The 15,396-nt window shown below is 55.3% G+C and carries 15 protein-coding genes, 1 pseudogene and 2 riboswitches; of the genes and pseudogenes, 10 read left to right on the top strand and 6 right to left on the bottom strand.

The window, feature by feature from the left end; all coding sequences use genetic code 11:
• From RT613_RS10035 to RT613_RS10020, 4 genes and pseudogenes are all read left to right on the top strand, one after another.
• A pseudogene (locus RT613_RS10035) lies at positions 1-125 on the top strand (DUF1365 domain-containing protein); the annotation flags it as partial.
• Positions 112-1,329, top strand: coding sequence for a cyclopropane-fatty-acyl-phospholipid synthase family protein (locus RT613_RS10030; protein ID WP_313615003.1), 1,218 nt, complete (start codon positions 112-114; stop codon positions 1,327-1,329). The pseudogene RT613_RS10035 and the gene RT613_RS10030, both read left to right, overlap by 14 nt.
• Before the next feature lie 48 nt (positions 1,330-1,377).
• Complete coding sequence (locus RT613_RS10025; protein WP_313615001.1) at positions 1,378-2,808, top strand: deoxyribodipyrimidine photo-lyase; 1,431 nt, start codon at positions 1,378-1,380, stop codon at positions 2,806-2,808.
• Positions 2,809-2,942: 134 nt separating this feature from the next.
• Positions 2,943-4,196 (top strand): FAD-binding oxidoreductase, encoded by a 1,254-nt coding sequence (locus RT613_RS10020; RefSeq protein WP_313614999.1) that lies wholly within the window; start codon positions 2,943-2,945, stop codon positions 4,194-4,196.
• A gap of 2 nt (positions 4,197-4,198) precedes the next feature.
• Here RT613_RS10020 and RT613_RS10015 read toward each other — a convergent pair whose 3' ends face one another.
• The 6 genes from RT613_RS10015 to RT613_RS09990 all read right to left on the bottom strand — a co-directional run bounded on the left by RT613_RS10015 (position 4,199) and on the right by RT613_RS09990 (position 9,134).
• Complete coding sequence (locus RT613_RS10015; RefSeq protein ID WP_313614997.1) at positions 4,199-4,972, bottom strand: class I SAM-dependent methyltransferase; 774 nt, start codon at positions 4,970-4,972, stop codon at positions 4,199-4,201.
• 3 nt (positions 4,973-4,975) lie between these two features.
• Positions 4,976-5,740, bottom strand: coding sequence for an ABC transporter ATP-binding protein (locus RT613_RS10010; protein ID WP_313614996.1), 765 nt, complete (start codon positions 5,738-5,740; stop codon positions 4,976-4,978).
• Positions 5,737-6,696, bottom strand: coding sequence for a FecCD family ABC transporter permease (locus RT613_RS10005; protein WP_409558804.1), 960 nt, complete (start codon positions 6,694-6,696; stop codon positions 5,737-5,739). Before RT613_RS10005 ends, RT613_RS10010 begins: the two co-directional genes overlap by 4 nt.
• Positions 6,697-6,773: 77 nt before the next feature.
• Complete coding sequence (locus tag RT613_RS10000; RefSeq protein WP_313614995.1) at positions 6,774-7,793, bottom strand: ABC transporter substrate-binding protein; 1,020 nt, start codon at positions 7,791-7,793, stop codon at positions 6,774-6,776.
• A 181-nt stretch (positions 7,794-7,974) separates the two neighbouring features.
• A riboswitch (cobalamin riboswitch) is annotated at positions 7,975-8,213 on the bottom strand.
• A gap of 17 nt (positions 8,214-8,230) precedes the next feature.
• Positions 8,231-8,791 carry a hypothetical protein gene (locus RT613_RS09995; protein ID WP_313614993.1) on the bottom strand — a complete coding sequence of 187 codons (561 nt, stop codon included), beginning with the start codon at positions 8,789-8,791 and terminating at the stop codon, positions 8,231-8,233.
• A gap of 4 nt (positions 8,792-8,795) precedes the next feature.
• Complete coding sequence (locus RT613_RS09990) at positions 8,796-9,134, bottom strand: hypothetical protein (protein WP_313614991.1); 339 nt, start codon at positions 9,132-9,134, stop codon at positions 8,796-8,798.
• A gap of 302 nt (positions 9,135-9,436) precedes the next feature.
• A riboswitch (TPP riboswitch) is annotated at positions 9,437-9,539 on the top strand.
• Between the two features lie 138 nt (positions 9,540-9,677).
• Between RT613_RS09990 and RT613_RS09985 the strand changes: the two genes are divergently transcribed.
• Genes RT613_RS09985 through RT613_RS09960 form a run of 6 tightly spaced genes read left to right on the top strand, consistent with a single transcriptional unit; the run spans position 9,678 to position 15,396 of the window.
• Positions 9,678-10,460: an ABC transporter permease gene (locus RT613_RS09985; protein ID WP_313614989.1), complete on the top strand. Its 783-nt coding sequence runs from the start codon at positions 9,678-9,680 to the stop codon at positions 10,458-10,460.
• On the top strand, positions 10,460-11,404 hold the full coding sequence (locus RT613_RS09980; protein WP_313614987.1) for an ABC transporter substrate-binding protein: 945 nt from the start codon (positions 10,460-10,462) through the stop codon (positions 11,402-11,404). The genes RT613_RS09985 and RT613_RS09980 overlap by 1 nt, the downstream gene beginning before the upstream one ends.
• Entirely contained in the window at positions 11,401-12,144 is a 744-nt protein-coding gene (locus RT613_RS09975; protein WP_313614985.1) for a hydroxyethylthiazole kinase, read from the top strand. The genes RT613_RS09980 and RT613_RS09975 overlap by 4 nt, the downstream gene beginning before the upstream one ends.
• Positions 12,131-12,793 (top strand): thiamine phosphate synthase, encoded by a 663-nt coding sequence (thiE, locus tag RT613_RS09970; RefSeq protein ID WP_313614984.1) that lies wholly within the window; start codon positions 12,131-12,133, stop codon positions 12,791-12,793. Before RT613_RS09975 ends, thiE begins: the two co-directional genes overlap by 14 nt.
• A complete protein-coding gene (gene thiD, locus RT613_RS09965) occupies positions 12,790-13,584 on the top strand; it encodes a bifunctional hydroxymethylpyrimidine kinase/phosphomethylpyrimidine kinase (RefSeq protein WP_313614982.1) in 795 nt (264 codons plus the stop codon). The genes thiE and thiD overlap by 4 nt, the downstream gene beginning before the upstream one ends.
• Complete coding sequence (locus RT613_RS09960) at positions 13,585-15,396, top strand: TRAP transporter large permease subunit (protein ID WP_313614981.1); 1,812 nt, start codon at positions 13,585-13,587, stop codon at positions 15,394-15,396.

Genomic DNA, 15,396 nt, shown 5'->3' with positions numbered 1-15,396 from the left:
GGGAAGCCCTTCTGCTATGGCGCAAGGGCGCACCCATTTATCGCCACCGTGCAGCAGCCAACCGGGTTGCCAGCACTGTCGTCAAACCCACACCTGCAGGAAATCAGGCTCATGACACACGCTGAAGAAAAGTCTTTCTCAGGCCGCCTGAGCCAGACACCATTCTGGGCAAAACTGGTGAAGGGCTGGGCGAACCGCATTGTCGCCGGCAGTTTGACGATAAACTTTCCGGATGGCAGCATGCACCATGTTGCCGGTGAACTTCCTGGTCCCGCCGCTGCCATCGAGATTTTTTCAGGCCGCTTCGTCTGGCAAATCATGACCGAGGGTAATCTTGGGCTGGCGCGCGGCTACATGGATGGCACGTGGGGTAGTCCCGACATTGGCGCTGTCCTTGATCTGGGCCTTGCCAATGAAACGGTACTGTCAGGACTGATCACCATACCCTTCCTGCGCAAAGTGATGGCCAATTACCGGCACCGCCGCAATGCCAACACCAAGGGTGGAAGTCGCCGCAACATCGCGTTTCACTACGATCTCGGCAACATGTTTTACGGTCATTGGCTCGATAGCACCATGACCTACTCATCGGCAATTTTCGAACGCCCTGAGCAGCCGCTGGATGAAGCGCAGACCGCGAAATACGCCCGCATTGTTGAAAAGCTCAATATCCAGAATACCGATACCGTTCTGGAAATCGGCTGTGGTTGGGGTGGATTTGCGGAATATGCGGCACGCACAACCGGGTGTCGCATCCTGTGCCTCACCCTCTCCAACGAACAGGCGCTATATGCGCGCAAGCGGATGAACCTGGCTGGGCTTACCGAACAGGTCGAAATCCGCATTCAGGATTACCGCGACTGCGACGGTTCCTTCGACAAGATCGTCTCAATTGAAATGTTCGAGGCGGTTGGTGAAGAAAACTGGCCCATTTATTTCGACAAGGTCAAGGGACTTCTCAAATCGGGTGGCGAAGCAATGCTGCAGGTCATTACCATAGCGCGCAGCCGCTTTGAGAACTATCGCAGCACGGCGGATTTTATCCAGACCTATATCTTTCCTGGCGGCATGCTTCCTTCAAATGACGCGCTTGTCAGCGTCGCCGACACCCATGGTTTAAGGCTGAAGGACCAGTACCTGTTCGGTCTGGATTACGAAAGAACCCTGCTGTGGTGGGACCGGGCTTTTGCGGCGCAATGGCACAAAATTGAACCACTCGGTTTCGACGCACGTTTCAAACGCATGTGGCGCTATTACCTGCATTATTGCGCGGCCGGTTTCCGCTCTGGTCGTATCGATGTCGGACAGTTTCACTTTCAATCACAATAACAAGCATCACAGTATGCTTCCTCTCCACCTATAAACAGGAGCCGGAAGATGGTTTCACGAGCACTCGTGTGGCTTCGTAACGATTTGAGATTGGGCGACAATCCAGCCCTTGACGCGGCCCTCGCACGCGGCGGCACCGTTACCGCCATTTACATCCATGAAAAGGATACTGCCCAACGTCTGCCGGGCGGTGCTGCGCAATGGTGGCTTGAACAAAGCCTCAGCTTTTTTGCGCAGCAACTTGCAAAAGCCGGCGTAGAACTGCTTGTCCAGACAGGTGAATCGAAGGATCTGTTGCCAAAGATCGCCAAAGATCTGAAGCCGGAAGTGGTTTTCTGGAACCGCCGATACGCACCTTCCGAACGGGAATGCGACGCCCATATCAAGGCAGAGCTGCGTCAGTCCGGTTTTACCGTCACGTCATTTTCCGGCAACCTTTTGCTGGAGCCCTGGCAAGTCGAAACCGGCAGTGGCGGTCCTTATCAGGTCTTCACGCCCTTTGCCCGCGCGTTACGGCAAAAAGGAGTACCAGCCCCCTTACGTCTCCGCGAAAGCAAGGCGAACACATCCTCTGCTAGCCAGGACACGTACAAGCGCCCTGCACAACCGCACTGGGCGGAAAAAATGGCAGGCCTATGGGACATTGGCGAAGAGGCAGGATACGGCCACTTCCATGATTTCCTTGATGAAACGGTCAAAACCTATGCTGAAAGTCGCGACATCCCTGGCAAACACGGCACGTCAAAACTTTCACCCTATCTGCGGTTTGGTGAAGTCAGTGTGCGCCAGCTATGGCATGGCGCCCTGCACTATGGAGAACAGCACACTTCCCTCTCCAGTGGAATAGAGAAGTTCCTTTCTGAACTGATCTGGCGTGATTTCCATTACCATCAACTTTATCACCGCAAGGATATCACCCGCTACGATATGCGAGACGCCATCTCCCATATCGAATGGCACGATAACAGCACGGCATTTGACGCATGGACAAAAGGACAAACGGGCTTTCCAATTGTCGATGCCGGCATGCGGCAATTATGGGCGACCGGCTGGATGCACAACCGTGTCCGTATGTTGGTCGCATCCCTTTTGACCAAAAACCTTCTGATCGATTGGCGGCGCGGTGAAGAATGGTTCTGGGACACGCTGGTTGATGCCGATATCGCCAGCAACCCGGGTAGCTGGCAATGGGTCGCGGGCTGCGGCATGGATGCCGCGCCCTACTTCAGGGTGTTCAATCCGGTCGTGCAAGGTGAACGTTTCGATGCAAAGGGTACTTACATCCGCCAGTGGGTACCAGAGCTGGCCAATATGCCCGACAAATGGATCCATAAGCCATTCGACGCACCGGAGGATATCCGTGAAAAGGCAGGCGTGACATTGGGTACAAACTACCCCCAACCGATCGTTGATCTGAAAAGTTCATCACACCGCGCACGCAGCAGTAAAAATGCTGATCATAACGATCTGTTTGCCTGAGACCGCCGGGCAACTTCCATCACACGTCGACACCTCACCTTTTGTGTCGACAGTATGTATTACGTCATGTTAATGCTTGCTACAAGCACTCCCTCCGTGGTTGGGAAGAGTGACAAAAACTGCGGGAGTGTTTTATGAGTGGTCAGGAAAAATGCGATGTGCTGGTTATCGGCACGGGCATCATCGGCGTTATGTCGGCGCTTTATCTGCAACAGCAAGGCCGCTCCGTAACACTGCTGGAACGTGGTGAAATTGCCGGCGGCGCCAGCGCCGGAAATGCCGGCATTCTGGCTTTTCCTGAAATCATTCCCATCGCTGCACCCGGCATCATGAAAAAGGCACCGCGCTGGCTGATGGATCCGCTTGGGCCATTGAGCGTACCGCCATCATATGCGTTGAAGATTGCACCCTGGCTCTGGCGTTTCTGGCGCGCGAGCTCGGAGGCCGCGTTCCGCCATGGCTTGAAAACTCAAATTTCCATGATGGGATTGGCCGCTGCGGAAATGGAAACCATTCGCGCCATGCCAGAGCTGTCCGGTTTCATCAGCAATACAGGAACGCTGGACCTTTATGACAGCGAAACCAGCTTTAATGCCGCCGCCGCAGACTGGAGCGAAAAGGAAAAGGCAGGTTTTGTTTTCAACCGTGTCGGACGCGACGAGATCGAAACACTGCAGCCCGGCCTTGCTCCGCAATTCCAGCATGCGATGTTTACTCCAGGCGGATTGCAGGTTTCAGAACCACGTGACTTTACCAAAGCGATTGCCGAGCTGGTGATTGCGCGCGGTGCAGAACTGGTCGTTGGTGAAGCCTTGCGTGTCGAACCTTTGGGCGATGAAGCACGCGTGACGTTGACCGGTGGAAAGACAATTGATGCAGCCAAGGTCGTTGTTGCAGGTGGGGCATGGTCGAAAAACCTCGGCTCAAGCCTTGGTGACACGTTGCCGCTTGAAACCGAACGCGGTTACAACACCACGCTGCCATTACAGCCCTTCACATTGAACCGTCAGCTTTATTTCAACGACCACGCCTTTGTGGTTACCCCGCTCTCCACAGGCATTCGTGTCGGTGGCGCAGTGGAGCTCGGCGGCCTGTCCCTGCCCCCGAATTACCATCGGTCTGAAGCCTTGCTTGGCAAAGCGGCCAAGTTCCTGCCCGGTCTGAAGACGGATGGTGGCAAACAATGGATGGGTTTCCGCCCGTCAATGCCGGACAGCTTACCGGTTATCGGACCGTCCAAGGCAAGTCCCGCCATTATCTACGCATTTGGTCACGGACATCTTGGCCTGACCCAGTCAGCAGCGACTGGTAGGCTGGTCAGCGATCTCATCGCAGGACGAGAAACTGCTATATCCGTTGATCCATTCCGCGCCGGTCGTTTCGCCTGACATCAAGCTTTTGTCGCGGTCAGAATGAACCGGCGATAAAGCCGTGTTCGCAACCGATTGCGAAAATCAGCCTGCTTTCTTTGTGCTGCGGCAATGGGAGCATGGGACTGCAGGCTGATATTATCGAACCCGGCATGTTCCAGAAGCGGAATGATGCGTTCTGGACGAAGACCATTGCTAAATGGTATTTGCTCCATGATCCTTTTGTGTTTCTCGCCCTGCGCACTGTCATAATAAGGATCCTGCCCACTCAAGCGGTCGACAAGCCTGATCACGGTCGCGGCAATGCGGCCAGTCAACGTCAGTCGCGCCCAGTCGCCATCGAACACCAGCAATCGACCACCGGGCTTCAGAATACGGTGCCATTCCTCAAACGCCTTTTCCGGTTGCGTTAGAGTCCAGACCAGATGGCGGCAGACGATGGCATCATAACGTGCGTCCGGCTCCATCGTGTTTTCGGCATCAGCCAGCAGAAAACGCAAGCGTGGTTTATTCGCATGTTTGTGCCTGGCAACCGACAACATCGCCTCGGAAAAATCGAGCGCCGTAACGTCATGGCCAAGATCATGAATGAGCTGTGTCACCTCCCCGGTGCCACTGGCAAGTTCTAGAACGGACAAAGGCACGTCACCCAGCGCTTGCCGGATAGGGCGTTGCCAGGCGTCAAATTCAGGACCGGGAGGTATGCGGTGGCCAAACGCCAGATCGAATGTCTGTGCACGATTGGACCAATATTCCTTGATCTCATCCTTGAGATGGAAATTATCAGACGTCATGAATTACGCCGTTTTATACTGGATGTGGCAACGCCCGTGATAGGAAGAACGCTCGATGCGGGCGCTGACACCGAACACATCGCGAATAAGCGTTTCCGTCAGTACCTCTTCAGGTGTGCCGAAGGCAACGATTTCGCCCACATGCATCACGGCGAGATTGTCACAGAACATCGCAGCAAGATTGAGGTCATGCAGGGCGACGATACAGGTTACCGGAAGCCTTGAGACTAGGGCGAGAATATCCAGTTGATGTTGAATATCGAGATGGTTTGTCGGTTCATCCAGCAACAGCTGTGACGGCGTTTGCGCAAGCGCGCGAGCGATGTGAACGCGCTGTTTTTCCCCACCCGACAATGTGTGCCAAAGCCTCGAAGCCTTGTCGAGCATGCCGACATGGCTCAAGGCATCCTGTACAGCACTCTCATCCTCAGTCTTCCAGATGGCAATCGGGCTGCGATGCGGTGTGCGACCAAGCCGTACAACATCACGCACGCTGACCTGAATTTCTGTGGTCGCCTGCTGTTCAACGAAGGCTGTGCTTCGGGCGATCTGCGCCTGTGACAGCGTGGCGATATCCTCACCGCCCAGTGTGATCACGCCGCTTTGCACTTTGCGAATACGACAGATCAGTCGCAAAAGACTGGATTTCCCAGACCCATTCGGTCCGAGAAGGCCGAGCGTTGTGCCGGGTGCCGCATCAAGGGTAACGCCATTGACGATAATGCTGCCGCCGGACGACCAGTGCACCTTATCAAGTGAAATACTCATGCGGCCCTCCGTGCCCGGTAAAGAATAAAGGCGAAGGCAGGCGCACCAAACAACGCCGTGACCACGCCAATTGGCAGGATTTGTTGCGGAATGATGATACGAGACACAATGTCGGCCGCGACCATGAAGATCGCGCCAATCATTGCAGATACCGGCAGGAGCCGCTGATGCCCTGGGCCTGCGATGAACCGCGCCGCATGAGGAATGACCAGCCCGACAAAACCAATACAGCCGACAATGCTGACAACTGTTGCCGTCATCAAGGCTGTTACACCCAGCAGCGTTATCCGCACCCGGCGAACAGGAATACCAAGGCCTGCTGCCGTATCCGTGCCAAACATGAAGGCATCCAGCGCGCGTGCGTGGGTCGCGCAGAAAGCAAAACCGAGAAGTGCCACAGGTGCCGCCAGATATACATCCGGCCAGCGCACACCGGACAGGCTACCCAGCAACCAGAACATCACGCCCCGCGCCTGTTCGGCATTGGCTGACGTGGTGACGATGTAAGACGTCAGCGCATTAAAGAGTTGCGAACCGGCGACACCGGCAAGAATGATACGGTCGCTGCTACCGCCGGCGCCAGCTGCAAGCAGTGAGACCAGCAGAAACGCGACCACGGCGCCTAAAAACGCACCTGTCGACAAGGTCAAGACGCCATAACCAATACCCAGCACCATGATGCAGACAGCACCGGTGGAGGCACCAGCTGAAATGCCAAGCACAAACGGCTCTGCAAGCGGATTGCGCAGCAATGCCTGCAAAATCACACCACACAAAGCCAATGCAGCTCCAGCACTTGCTGCAACCAATGCCCGGCTCAGCCGGTAATCCCAGATCACCCCTTCATGAATACGACTGATTTCGAAGGGCATGCCAAAGGCACGTTTCATGACGGCTTTTGCGGTCGTATCAAGCGGTATCGAGATTTCCCCGATAGACACGGCAAGGCTGATCATGAAGCCGAGCAGTGCCAGAAAAAAGACGGTGGCTGCCAAAGGCAACCACCATGCTGAACGGCGGGTAGAAATTTCTGTCACTTGGAAATTCCGAGCGATTGAATACCTTTTGCGAGGATTTCAATGCCATCAATCGTACGGATGGTCGGGTTCATGGACTGTGCATCCATCATGACGAAATGTTTGCTTTTCACGGCATCCATATGGCTGGTGACAGGGTCCTTCTCCAGGAAATCAACCTTGACTGCCGGATCATCAGCCGCATAACGACGACGGTCCATGGTAGCAATCACGATGACCGCAGGATTGGATTCCGCAATGGTCTCCCAACCGACCAGCGGCCACTCCTCCTCGGTGCTCACGACGTTCTTTGCACCAAGCGTTTTCAGAATATAGGCAGGCGCACTGTTTTTGCCGGCGATATAGGCGTCGCCTTTCACTTCCTTGCTGGAGAACCAGAACACAACAGGCAGATTGGCCGAAGACGCATTGCCAATTGAAGCAACGGCAGCCGCTTCGCGCGCCTTCAAGTCTGCAATCAGTTTTTCGCCACGGTCTTCGATGTCGAAAATAGCGGAAAGTTCGCTGATCTGTTGATAGATCAGCTCCATCGTGAACAGCTCTTTGCGCACGCCATCGCCGCCATCGGCATTGATCTTTGCCACGCAATCGGCTGGCGAAACATAGGTATTGATGCCAAGCGAACCGAACTGTTCGCGTTTGCCCACAGAACCCTGCGTGCCGACGTGCCATTCGAACTCCGCAGCAACCAGATCAGGTTCCTTGCCGACGACGGATTCAAAACTTGGATCATTATCGGCAAGGCGCGGAATTTGCGCATTGACGCTCTCATAGTCTTTCAACACTGGCCCAACCCAGACCGCGGTGCCAGAAATCTTGTCAGCCAGACCAAGTGAAAAGAGAATTTCCGTCATGCCCTGACCAATCGAAACAACCTTGGCAGGCGCTTTTTCGAAGGTAACGGACTGACCACAATTGGTAATGGTTAAGGGATATTGAGTGGCTGCTTCGGCAGTTGCGCAGAAACCTGCGAAAACGACAGTCACAGCACTGAGAGTTTTTATGATGGCACGCATGGAAGCCTTCCGATTGGAAATATTTGAAATGCAGTTGAGATTACAGGCCTGTATTGCCCGGTTTGCGCAGCGTTTAGAAAAAGGACGCGCGGTTAACCCAACAATGCAATGAACGGAGGCAACAAATGTAGATGTTATGTAATAACATGACGATTCCTTTCCGGACAACCCCGCCCGGTGCGTTGGATTAACAAATAACGGCAGGTCTCCTGGCTCACGAATTCACGCCGTCCATCTGCCTTCCCGTGCAATCAGTTGCACAGTGGCATGGTGTAAGAGCTACACCACAGGGATGAGCGGCAATCCGCTTACAGTTGCGGGGGCAGCCATGGCATTGTTTCTGCGACAGAAACGCACCGTGTTCCCTATTAATCCCCTCCGGCCAAAACCCTTTGGAGAACCGTCGGATGCCACTTATGGCCAAGGGGCAGACCAGGTCAAGGGCATTGCGATAGGCCGGACAAAAGAAAACCGCCGCCCCAGATGGTGAGGCGGCGGTTATTTTTCGTTTCAAGCAATCTTAAAAGCTCAGAACTCTGTCCAGTCCGCTTCCTTGGCTGCGGTCGCAGCGGAAGAAGAGCCGCCGCCGAAGGCGCTCGCGAGCTTATTGCCCAATGCACGCGCTGGAGAGGCAATTGGTCTGGAATTGGTCGATGCTGCCGTTGGTGCAAGTGCAGCAGGTCGCGAAACCGGAGCGGAGGCGCGGTGATACCGGCATGGGCAACATAGACCGCGAAACAAACCGCTGCGACCAGACCAACGCACATCAAGATGAAACTTTGGCTGATCGTCGAATCGATTGGTGACGACAGCTCGGTGCTGCCGCTAGCCAGCAATTGCGAAAGCGCAGTATTGTTGGCGCCAGCCTGATCCGAAACCTGCTTGATCAGGGTTTCGAGCTTCGGCTGAATGGCGGCTAATTCGGCAGTATTGCCGCTAAAATGCAGTTGCAGCATCTTTTCATAGGTTGCCTGAATCTCTGTCGTCGCAGCCAGCAAGCTTTCAGTTGCTTGCCTTGCGGCTTGGCGCCGACGCAGGAACCGCAGCCAGACGTTCCTTGACCAATTTGAAATTGGTATCAAAGCGTTCGCGCATCTCAGGAAGACCAGCATGCTGCGCATCCAATTGCAGCATGTGCTCGGCCCAGACGACCGATGTCCAAATGCTGTTGGCCGCGCGGGTGCTCATCATCGCAGACGTAGCTTCCTTGTCGATAACGCCGAGATATCTGGTGTTTGCATCACTGAATCTGGCAGTAATGAACGCAAAACCACCAAACGAGACTAGACCGAGCATGAACAAGCCGGACAGCATCTTCCACTTGATGCTGAGGTTATTCAACAGGTTGGGCTTCCTTCAGCGAAAGACCATGCGGAATGTGATGCTACGCGGCGGCAGCCTTCCGACAGGAATTATTGTGAGAAAACTATGCTTCTGTGAAAAGCTCAAACAACATGCGTCATGCTGCCCCGGAAGGTGTCGTTCGAAATGGCTATAAGAAAAAATGTCTTAAAAACTTGTGTAACGAAAAGTTGAACACGACATCCTAAGCAATAAAAAACCGTTGAAAAACATCGCTTTAGTCAGTCTTCTTGTACTCAAGACAAGGCAATTGACAGCCGGATAAAAACGCGACAGTTTGCAGCTATTCCGAGGGGGGCATCGTACGATGCTGAGATGGCGGTGAGCCGGACCCTTGAACCTGATCCGGGTCGTACCGGCGTAGGAACGGAAACAGCGGCCCAAAGCCCCCTTTTCTCTTCTCCGCTTGCCTGGATCTCCGTGATTGTCGCAAGTCTGGAGATCGTAGATGACATTCAAGATTACCAAAGGTGCCGTTAGCGGCTTGGATTCTCATTCGGCCGATCATCCCGGATAGACCAAATGCGTGCCTCATCCGCCGTTTGCGGCGTGCTGCTGTTGGCAATCGGCTGGCAGGTCGGCGCGTGGCTGTTTGCCCCTGCGCATTACATTTTACCTTCGCCGCACTGCGTCATCTTGGCGTTGTTGCGACAGCCATCCTATCTGCTTGAAAACAGCCTCATAACCCTTTCGGAAATGGTGCTCGGCCTTTTGCTTGGCATAGGTTTTGGCATTGCGACGGCATTTGGCGCCGCCGCCTTTCCACGGCTTGGAAAGCTTGTCTGGCCCACTTTGCTGGTTCTGCAGGCATTTCCCGTGTTCGTCCTGGCGCCCGTTCTGGTGTTGTGGCTGGGCTTCGGCATGGCCTCGAAGGTGGCGATGACCACGCTGATCATCTTTTTTCCCGTCGCGTCAGCTTTCAATGACGGCCTGCAACGCACCCCACGCGACATGCTTGATGCTGTAGCCCTCACACAAGCCAGCCATTGGCAGGCTCTGGTGCACCTGCGCGCGCCGCTCGCCCTGCCCGGCCTAGTATCCGGTCTTCGCGTTGCAGCGCCGCTCGCCCCGCTTGGTGCGGTTATCGGTGAATGGGTTGGCGCATCTTCGGGCCTGGGCTTTGTCATGGTGCAAGCCAATGCCCGCATGCAGACCGACACGGTTTTTGCGGCGATGGCCATTCTGGCACTTCTGACCGTTCTTTCACGCCTATTCATCGACCGCATCACGGCAGGGCTGACCCCATGGGCGGTCGAAACAGACCATTCCACCTCAATCACATCCGTTTCAAGGAAAACTGCCTGATGAAGAAACTCGCCCTATCTCTTTCAATCGCTCTTGCCGCGATACTGCCGGCAAACATAACGCATGCCGCCGACAAGCTGACTGTGATGCTGGAATGGTTCGTAAACCCTGATCATGCACCGATGGTCATTGCCAGTGAGCGCGGCATCTTCAAGGCCGAAGGGCTGGAAGTCGAGCTGGTACCACCAGCCGATCCATCGTCGGTGCCGCGTCTTGTTGCGGCCAAACAGGCTGACATTGGCGTTCATTACCAGCCCAACCTCTATCTCGATCATGCCGCTGGCGTGCCGATTGTGCGTTTTGGTACCCTGGTGGAAACGCCTCTCAACACCATCACCGTGCTTGCAGACGGTCCGATCAAGAACCTGAAGGACCTGAAGGGCAAAAAGATCGGATTTTCGGTATCCGGTTTTGAAGACGCGATGCTGAAACGCATGCTGGAGAAAGAGGGCGTGGGCCGTGACGATGTCGAACTCATCAACGTCAACTTCTCGCTTTCCCCGTCGCTGATTGCCGGCAAGGTCGATGCAACACTGGGCGGTTTCCGCAACTTTGAACTGACCCAGATGAAGCTGGCGGGCCATGAAGGATATTCCTTCTTTCCCGAAGAACACGGCGTTCCGGCCTATGATGAATTGATCTTCATCACCAACAAGGACGCGATCGGCGACAACCGATTGCCACGTTTTCTGAATGCGGTCGAACAGGCCTCGATCTTCATTACCAACCACCCGCAGGAAGCCTGGGAACTGTTCATCAAGGCCTATCCAAACCTTGATGACGAACTGAACCGACAGGCCTTCATCGACACGCTACCACGTTTTGCAAAACGTCCTTCCGCACTTGATCGGGCACGCTACGAGCGCTTCGGCCAGTTCATGCAGGAGATGGAACTGGTGAAACAGGCACCAGCCGTTGCAGATATTGCCGTAGAACTGCAATGATCAGGACATTTGCGATTAACGCTGAAAACATAGCGGATGTTGTTGAGCGGGTACGGCATCACCGTCCCCGCGTGCACTGCCTGATGAATACCGTCGTGCAAAAATTTACAGCGGACGGCATCACTGCCGTCGATGCTATTCCGTCGATGACCTCGTCGATGGAAGAAATCGCAAGTTTTGTGGCCAAGGCAAACGCCTTGACCATCAATCTCGGCACTCTTGATGCGGAGCGCCGCAAGGTCATCATGCATGCTGTGCAGGTGGCCAATGGGGAGAAGAAACCGTGGATCGTTGACCCCGTCCATTGCGATTACTCACCATCGCGACTGGCGTTTGCGCAGCAACTTCTTGCACTTTCTCCCACGATCATCCGTGGCAATGCTGCTGAAATGGAGCTTTTTGAGGAAACCGTTAACAGCCTGCGCATTCAGACTGGCCCACAGGACCACCTCTCCATCGGCAAACGGTCGGTTCGCGTGTCGAACGGCCATCCCTGGATGGCGAAAGTCACCGGCACCGGATGCTTGTCGGGTGGAGTGATTGCGGCATTCATGGCGGTCGAACCAGACCCATTGCTGGCGGCCAGCGCGGCCCTTTGTGTGACAGGTATCGCCGCACAATTGGCTGCCACCTACGCGAATGGTCCTGGAACATTCGAACCGGCATTTCTGGATGCACTGTCCGCCATCAGCCGCCAGGACATCATTACTCATGCAAGGATAGAACATGACGAAGGTTGATTATCGCCTGAATGCACTGGTCGATGGTTCGCTCACCGATATTGGCACACTGCCTGAACTGGCGCGTATTGCCGCACAAAATGGTGCAACACTGATTCAATACCGCGACAAGTCGGCATCCACCCGCCTGATGATCGAACGTGCCAAAGACATTATGGCAGCGCTTGAACCAACAGGCATTCCACTTGTGATCAATGACCGTGTCGATGTTGCCCTGGCTGCCGGCGCAGATGGTGTGCATCTGGGCGCAGATGACATGGATGCCCAAACTGCACGCCAGCTGCTCGGTGACAGGGCAATCATTGGCCTCACCGTAAAAAATGCTGATGATGCAAAGCGGGCTGCAGTTGCTCCCGTTGATTACGCCTGCATCGGTGGAGTGTTTGAAACGGTTTCCAAGGTCAATCCGGATCGTCCGGTTGGCATTGATGGCTTTCGTGCTCTACGCGACAGTTTGCGCCAGCAGCGCCCTGACATGCCAGTGGGCGCCATCGCTGGCATCGATCTTACACGCACGCCACAGGTTATATCAGCCGGTGCCGACGGTATCGCCGTGATCTCGGCCATTTTCAGGGCAACTGATATCGCGCTCGCGACACAGGAGTTTCGCAACGCTGTGGATGCTGCCTTGGCGGAGAAACGCCCATGACCGCAATTGCACTGACCATTGCCGGTTCAGACAGCGGCGGCGGCGCTGGCATTCAGGCTGATATCAAAACTTTCTCGGCACTTGGCACCTATGCCGCCAGTGTGTTGACCGCCATCACCGCACAGAACACCAAAGGGGTGACGGCGGTCGAAGATATTTCCGTACCGATTATCGTCGCGCAGATGGATGCCGTTTTTTCCGATCTTGATGTCAATGCCGTCAAGATCGGCATGGTCTCACGCTCGCAAACCATTCAGGCCATTGCCGAGCGATTGCAGCATTATCAACGCAAGGTCGTGCTTGATCCGGTGATGGTCGCGACCTCAGGCGACCGGCTTTTGCAACAGGACGCGATCGAAACACTTCGAGAGGTCCTGTTGCCACTTGCCTCCATCGTCACCCCCAACCTTCCCGAGGCAGCGTTGCTGACAGGTCTGCCAATCGCCACCGATCAGGCAGGCAAGGCTCGACAGGCCGAAAGCATTCTGAAGGCAGGGGCAAGTGCCGTGCTGATAAAGGGTGGACACGGATCGGGCCCTGAAAGCACCGACATCCTGTTTGATGGCAACGAGATGCACGCATTCACCGCCCCCCGTATCGCCACAACAAACGATCACGGCACTGGCTGCACCCTGGCAGCGGCGGTCACCGCCCACATCGCGAAAGGCCATTCACTTACGGAGGCCGTGCAACTGTCCAAGGACTATCTGCAAAAAGCGTTGATCGCCAGCGCCAGTCTTTCTGTCGGACATGGGCGTGGCCCTGTGCATCACTTCCATGGCTGGTGGTAAATGACGAAGGCCGGCGATCAGATCAGGACTGCGGCGGCGCGCGCAGTTTTTGTGACGGAAACGCTGCTTGGCATTTGTGCTGCTGTGGTGCTCGCCTCGATGCTGGTCATCGTGCTGGTCACTGCCGGTCTGCGCTATTTCTTTCATGCTGGTATTGTTGGTGTGGAAGACCTCGGCATCTGGCTGCATATTGCACTGATCGCCCTGGCAGCGCCCCTCAGTCTCAATGGTGCATTGGCAATGCGCTTTGACGTTTTGGTGCGGGTTCTACCCGAAACCGGACGCAAGTTGGCTGGCAGCGTCTCGAACACGATCACAGTCATGGCGGCCTTGGTGCTTCTGTTCGGTGCGACGCGTATCACCACAATGCTTGGTGGTTACTCACCAACACTGGGACTGCCGGAGTGGATCCGCTTCGGTTTCATCGGCGTTGGCGGCGCCTTGATGCTTGTATTGGTGCTGCTGCGGTTTGCGGCGCAAGGCCGCTGGCGTCACGGCACTGTCGCCTTGATCCTTGGCCTCCTGTTTTATCATGCCGTGCCATTTGTCTTTGTCGACACGTCCCTTCCCGCCAGTGTCTATCTCGCTATTTTTGCAGGCGTCGGGTTACTGGTTGCCGCCCCGCTTGCGCATGCATTTCTTGTCGCTGCCTATCTGGCGATCTTGTTTGGCAGCACTTTGCCAGAACAGGCAATTGTGTCGACAACAGTAACCGGTATGTCGAAATTCCTGTTGCTGGCCATTCCCTTCTTTCTGTTGACCGGGGGATTGCTTGGCATTTCCGGTGCAGCACAAAAACTGGTGCGTGTGGCGGAAACACTTGTTGGTCATAAACGGGCCGGTCTGGCACAGACCGTATTGCTCACAAGCGTGATGTTTTCGGGAGCATCGGGGTCATCGGTTGCCAATGCCGCCTTTGGAGCAGCAACATTTCAGCCAGAGCTCGTCCGCAATGGTTACCCACCGCCACAGGCAGGTGCGATTATCGCTGCAACATCCGTGCTCGATAATGTCATTCCACCGTCTATTGCCTTTCTGATCCTGGCGGCTGCCACAAATCTTTCGATCGGATCGTTGCTGGTTGGTGGATTTTTTGCCGGCGGCATCATGGCATGCTGTCTTGCTGTTGCCATCCATTTTACTGTGAAGGAGCAGTACAGGCGGCAACCCGCCCCTGCAAAAGAGCGTTGGCAGGCAGCATTCGCCGCCATTCCGGCCTTTGGCCTTGGTGTCATTGTCGTGGCAGGTATCCGTATTGGCATCGTCACCACCACCGAAGCATCAGCGCTGGCTGCCGCCTATACATTCTCGCTGGCCTTTTTTGCCAGAACCGGCGGTAAAGCGCTGTTTGCTACATTCCGGCAAGCCGCAACCGAGGCCGCCGCCATTGGCCTGCTGATCGGCACCGCCGCGCCCTTTGCCTTTCTGTTGGCGACCGATGGCATTGCCGGACATGTCAGCGATTTCGTCGCGGCTCTCGGCGGAAGCGCCTTCGCTGTTTTGCTGCTGGCTAACCTCATTCTGCTGGTCGCGGGTCTTGTGTTGGATATTGGCGCAGCCATTCTTTTGCTGGGGCCAATCCTGCTGCCAGGGGCAATCGCTGCGGGAATCGATCCTGTCCATTTTGGGGTCATCCTGGTCGTCAACCTGATGACCCACGGCTTGACGCCGCCAATCGGCATGTTGGTTTTTGTGGTGAGTGGCGTCACCAAAGTGCCTGCATCCTCGCTGTTTCGCGCCATGTTGCCCTATCTGGCGGCCCTTCTGGCTTCTCTTGTCATTTTATGTGCCTACGCGCTCATTTTCCGCTGA

The sequence above is a fragment of the Agrobacterium sp. genome (assembly GCF_032092815.1).
Classification (GTDB): Bacteria; Pseudomonadota; Alphaproteobacteria; order Rhizobiales; family Rhizobiaceae; genus Agrobacterium.
This window is presented reverse-complemented; position numbering and strand designations above follow the sequence as displayed.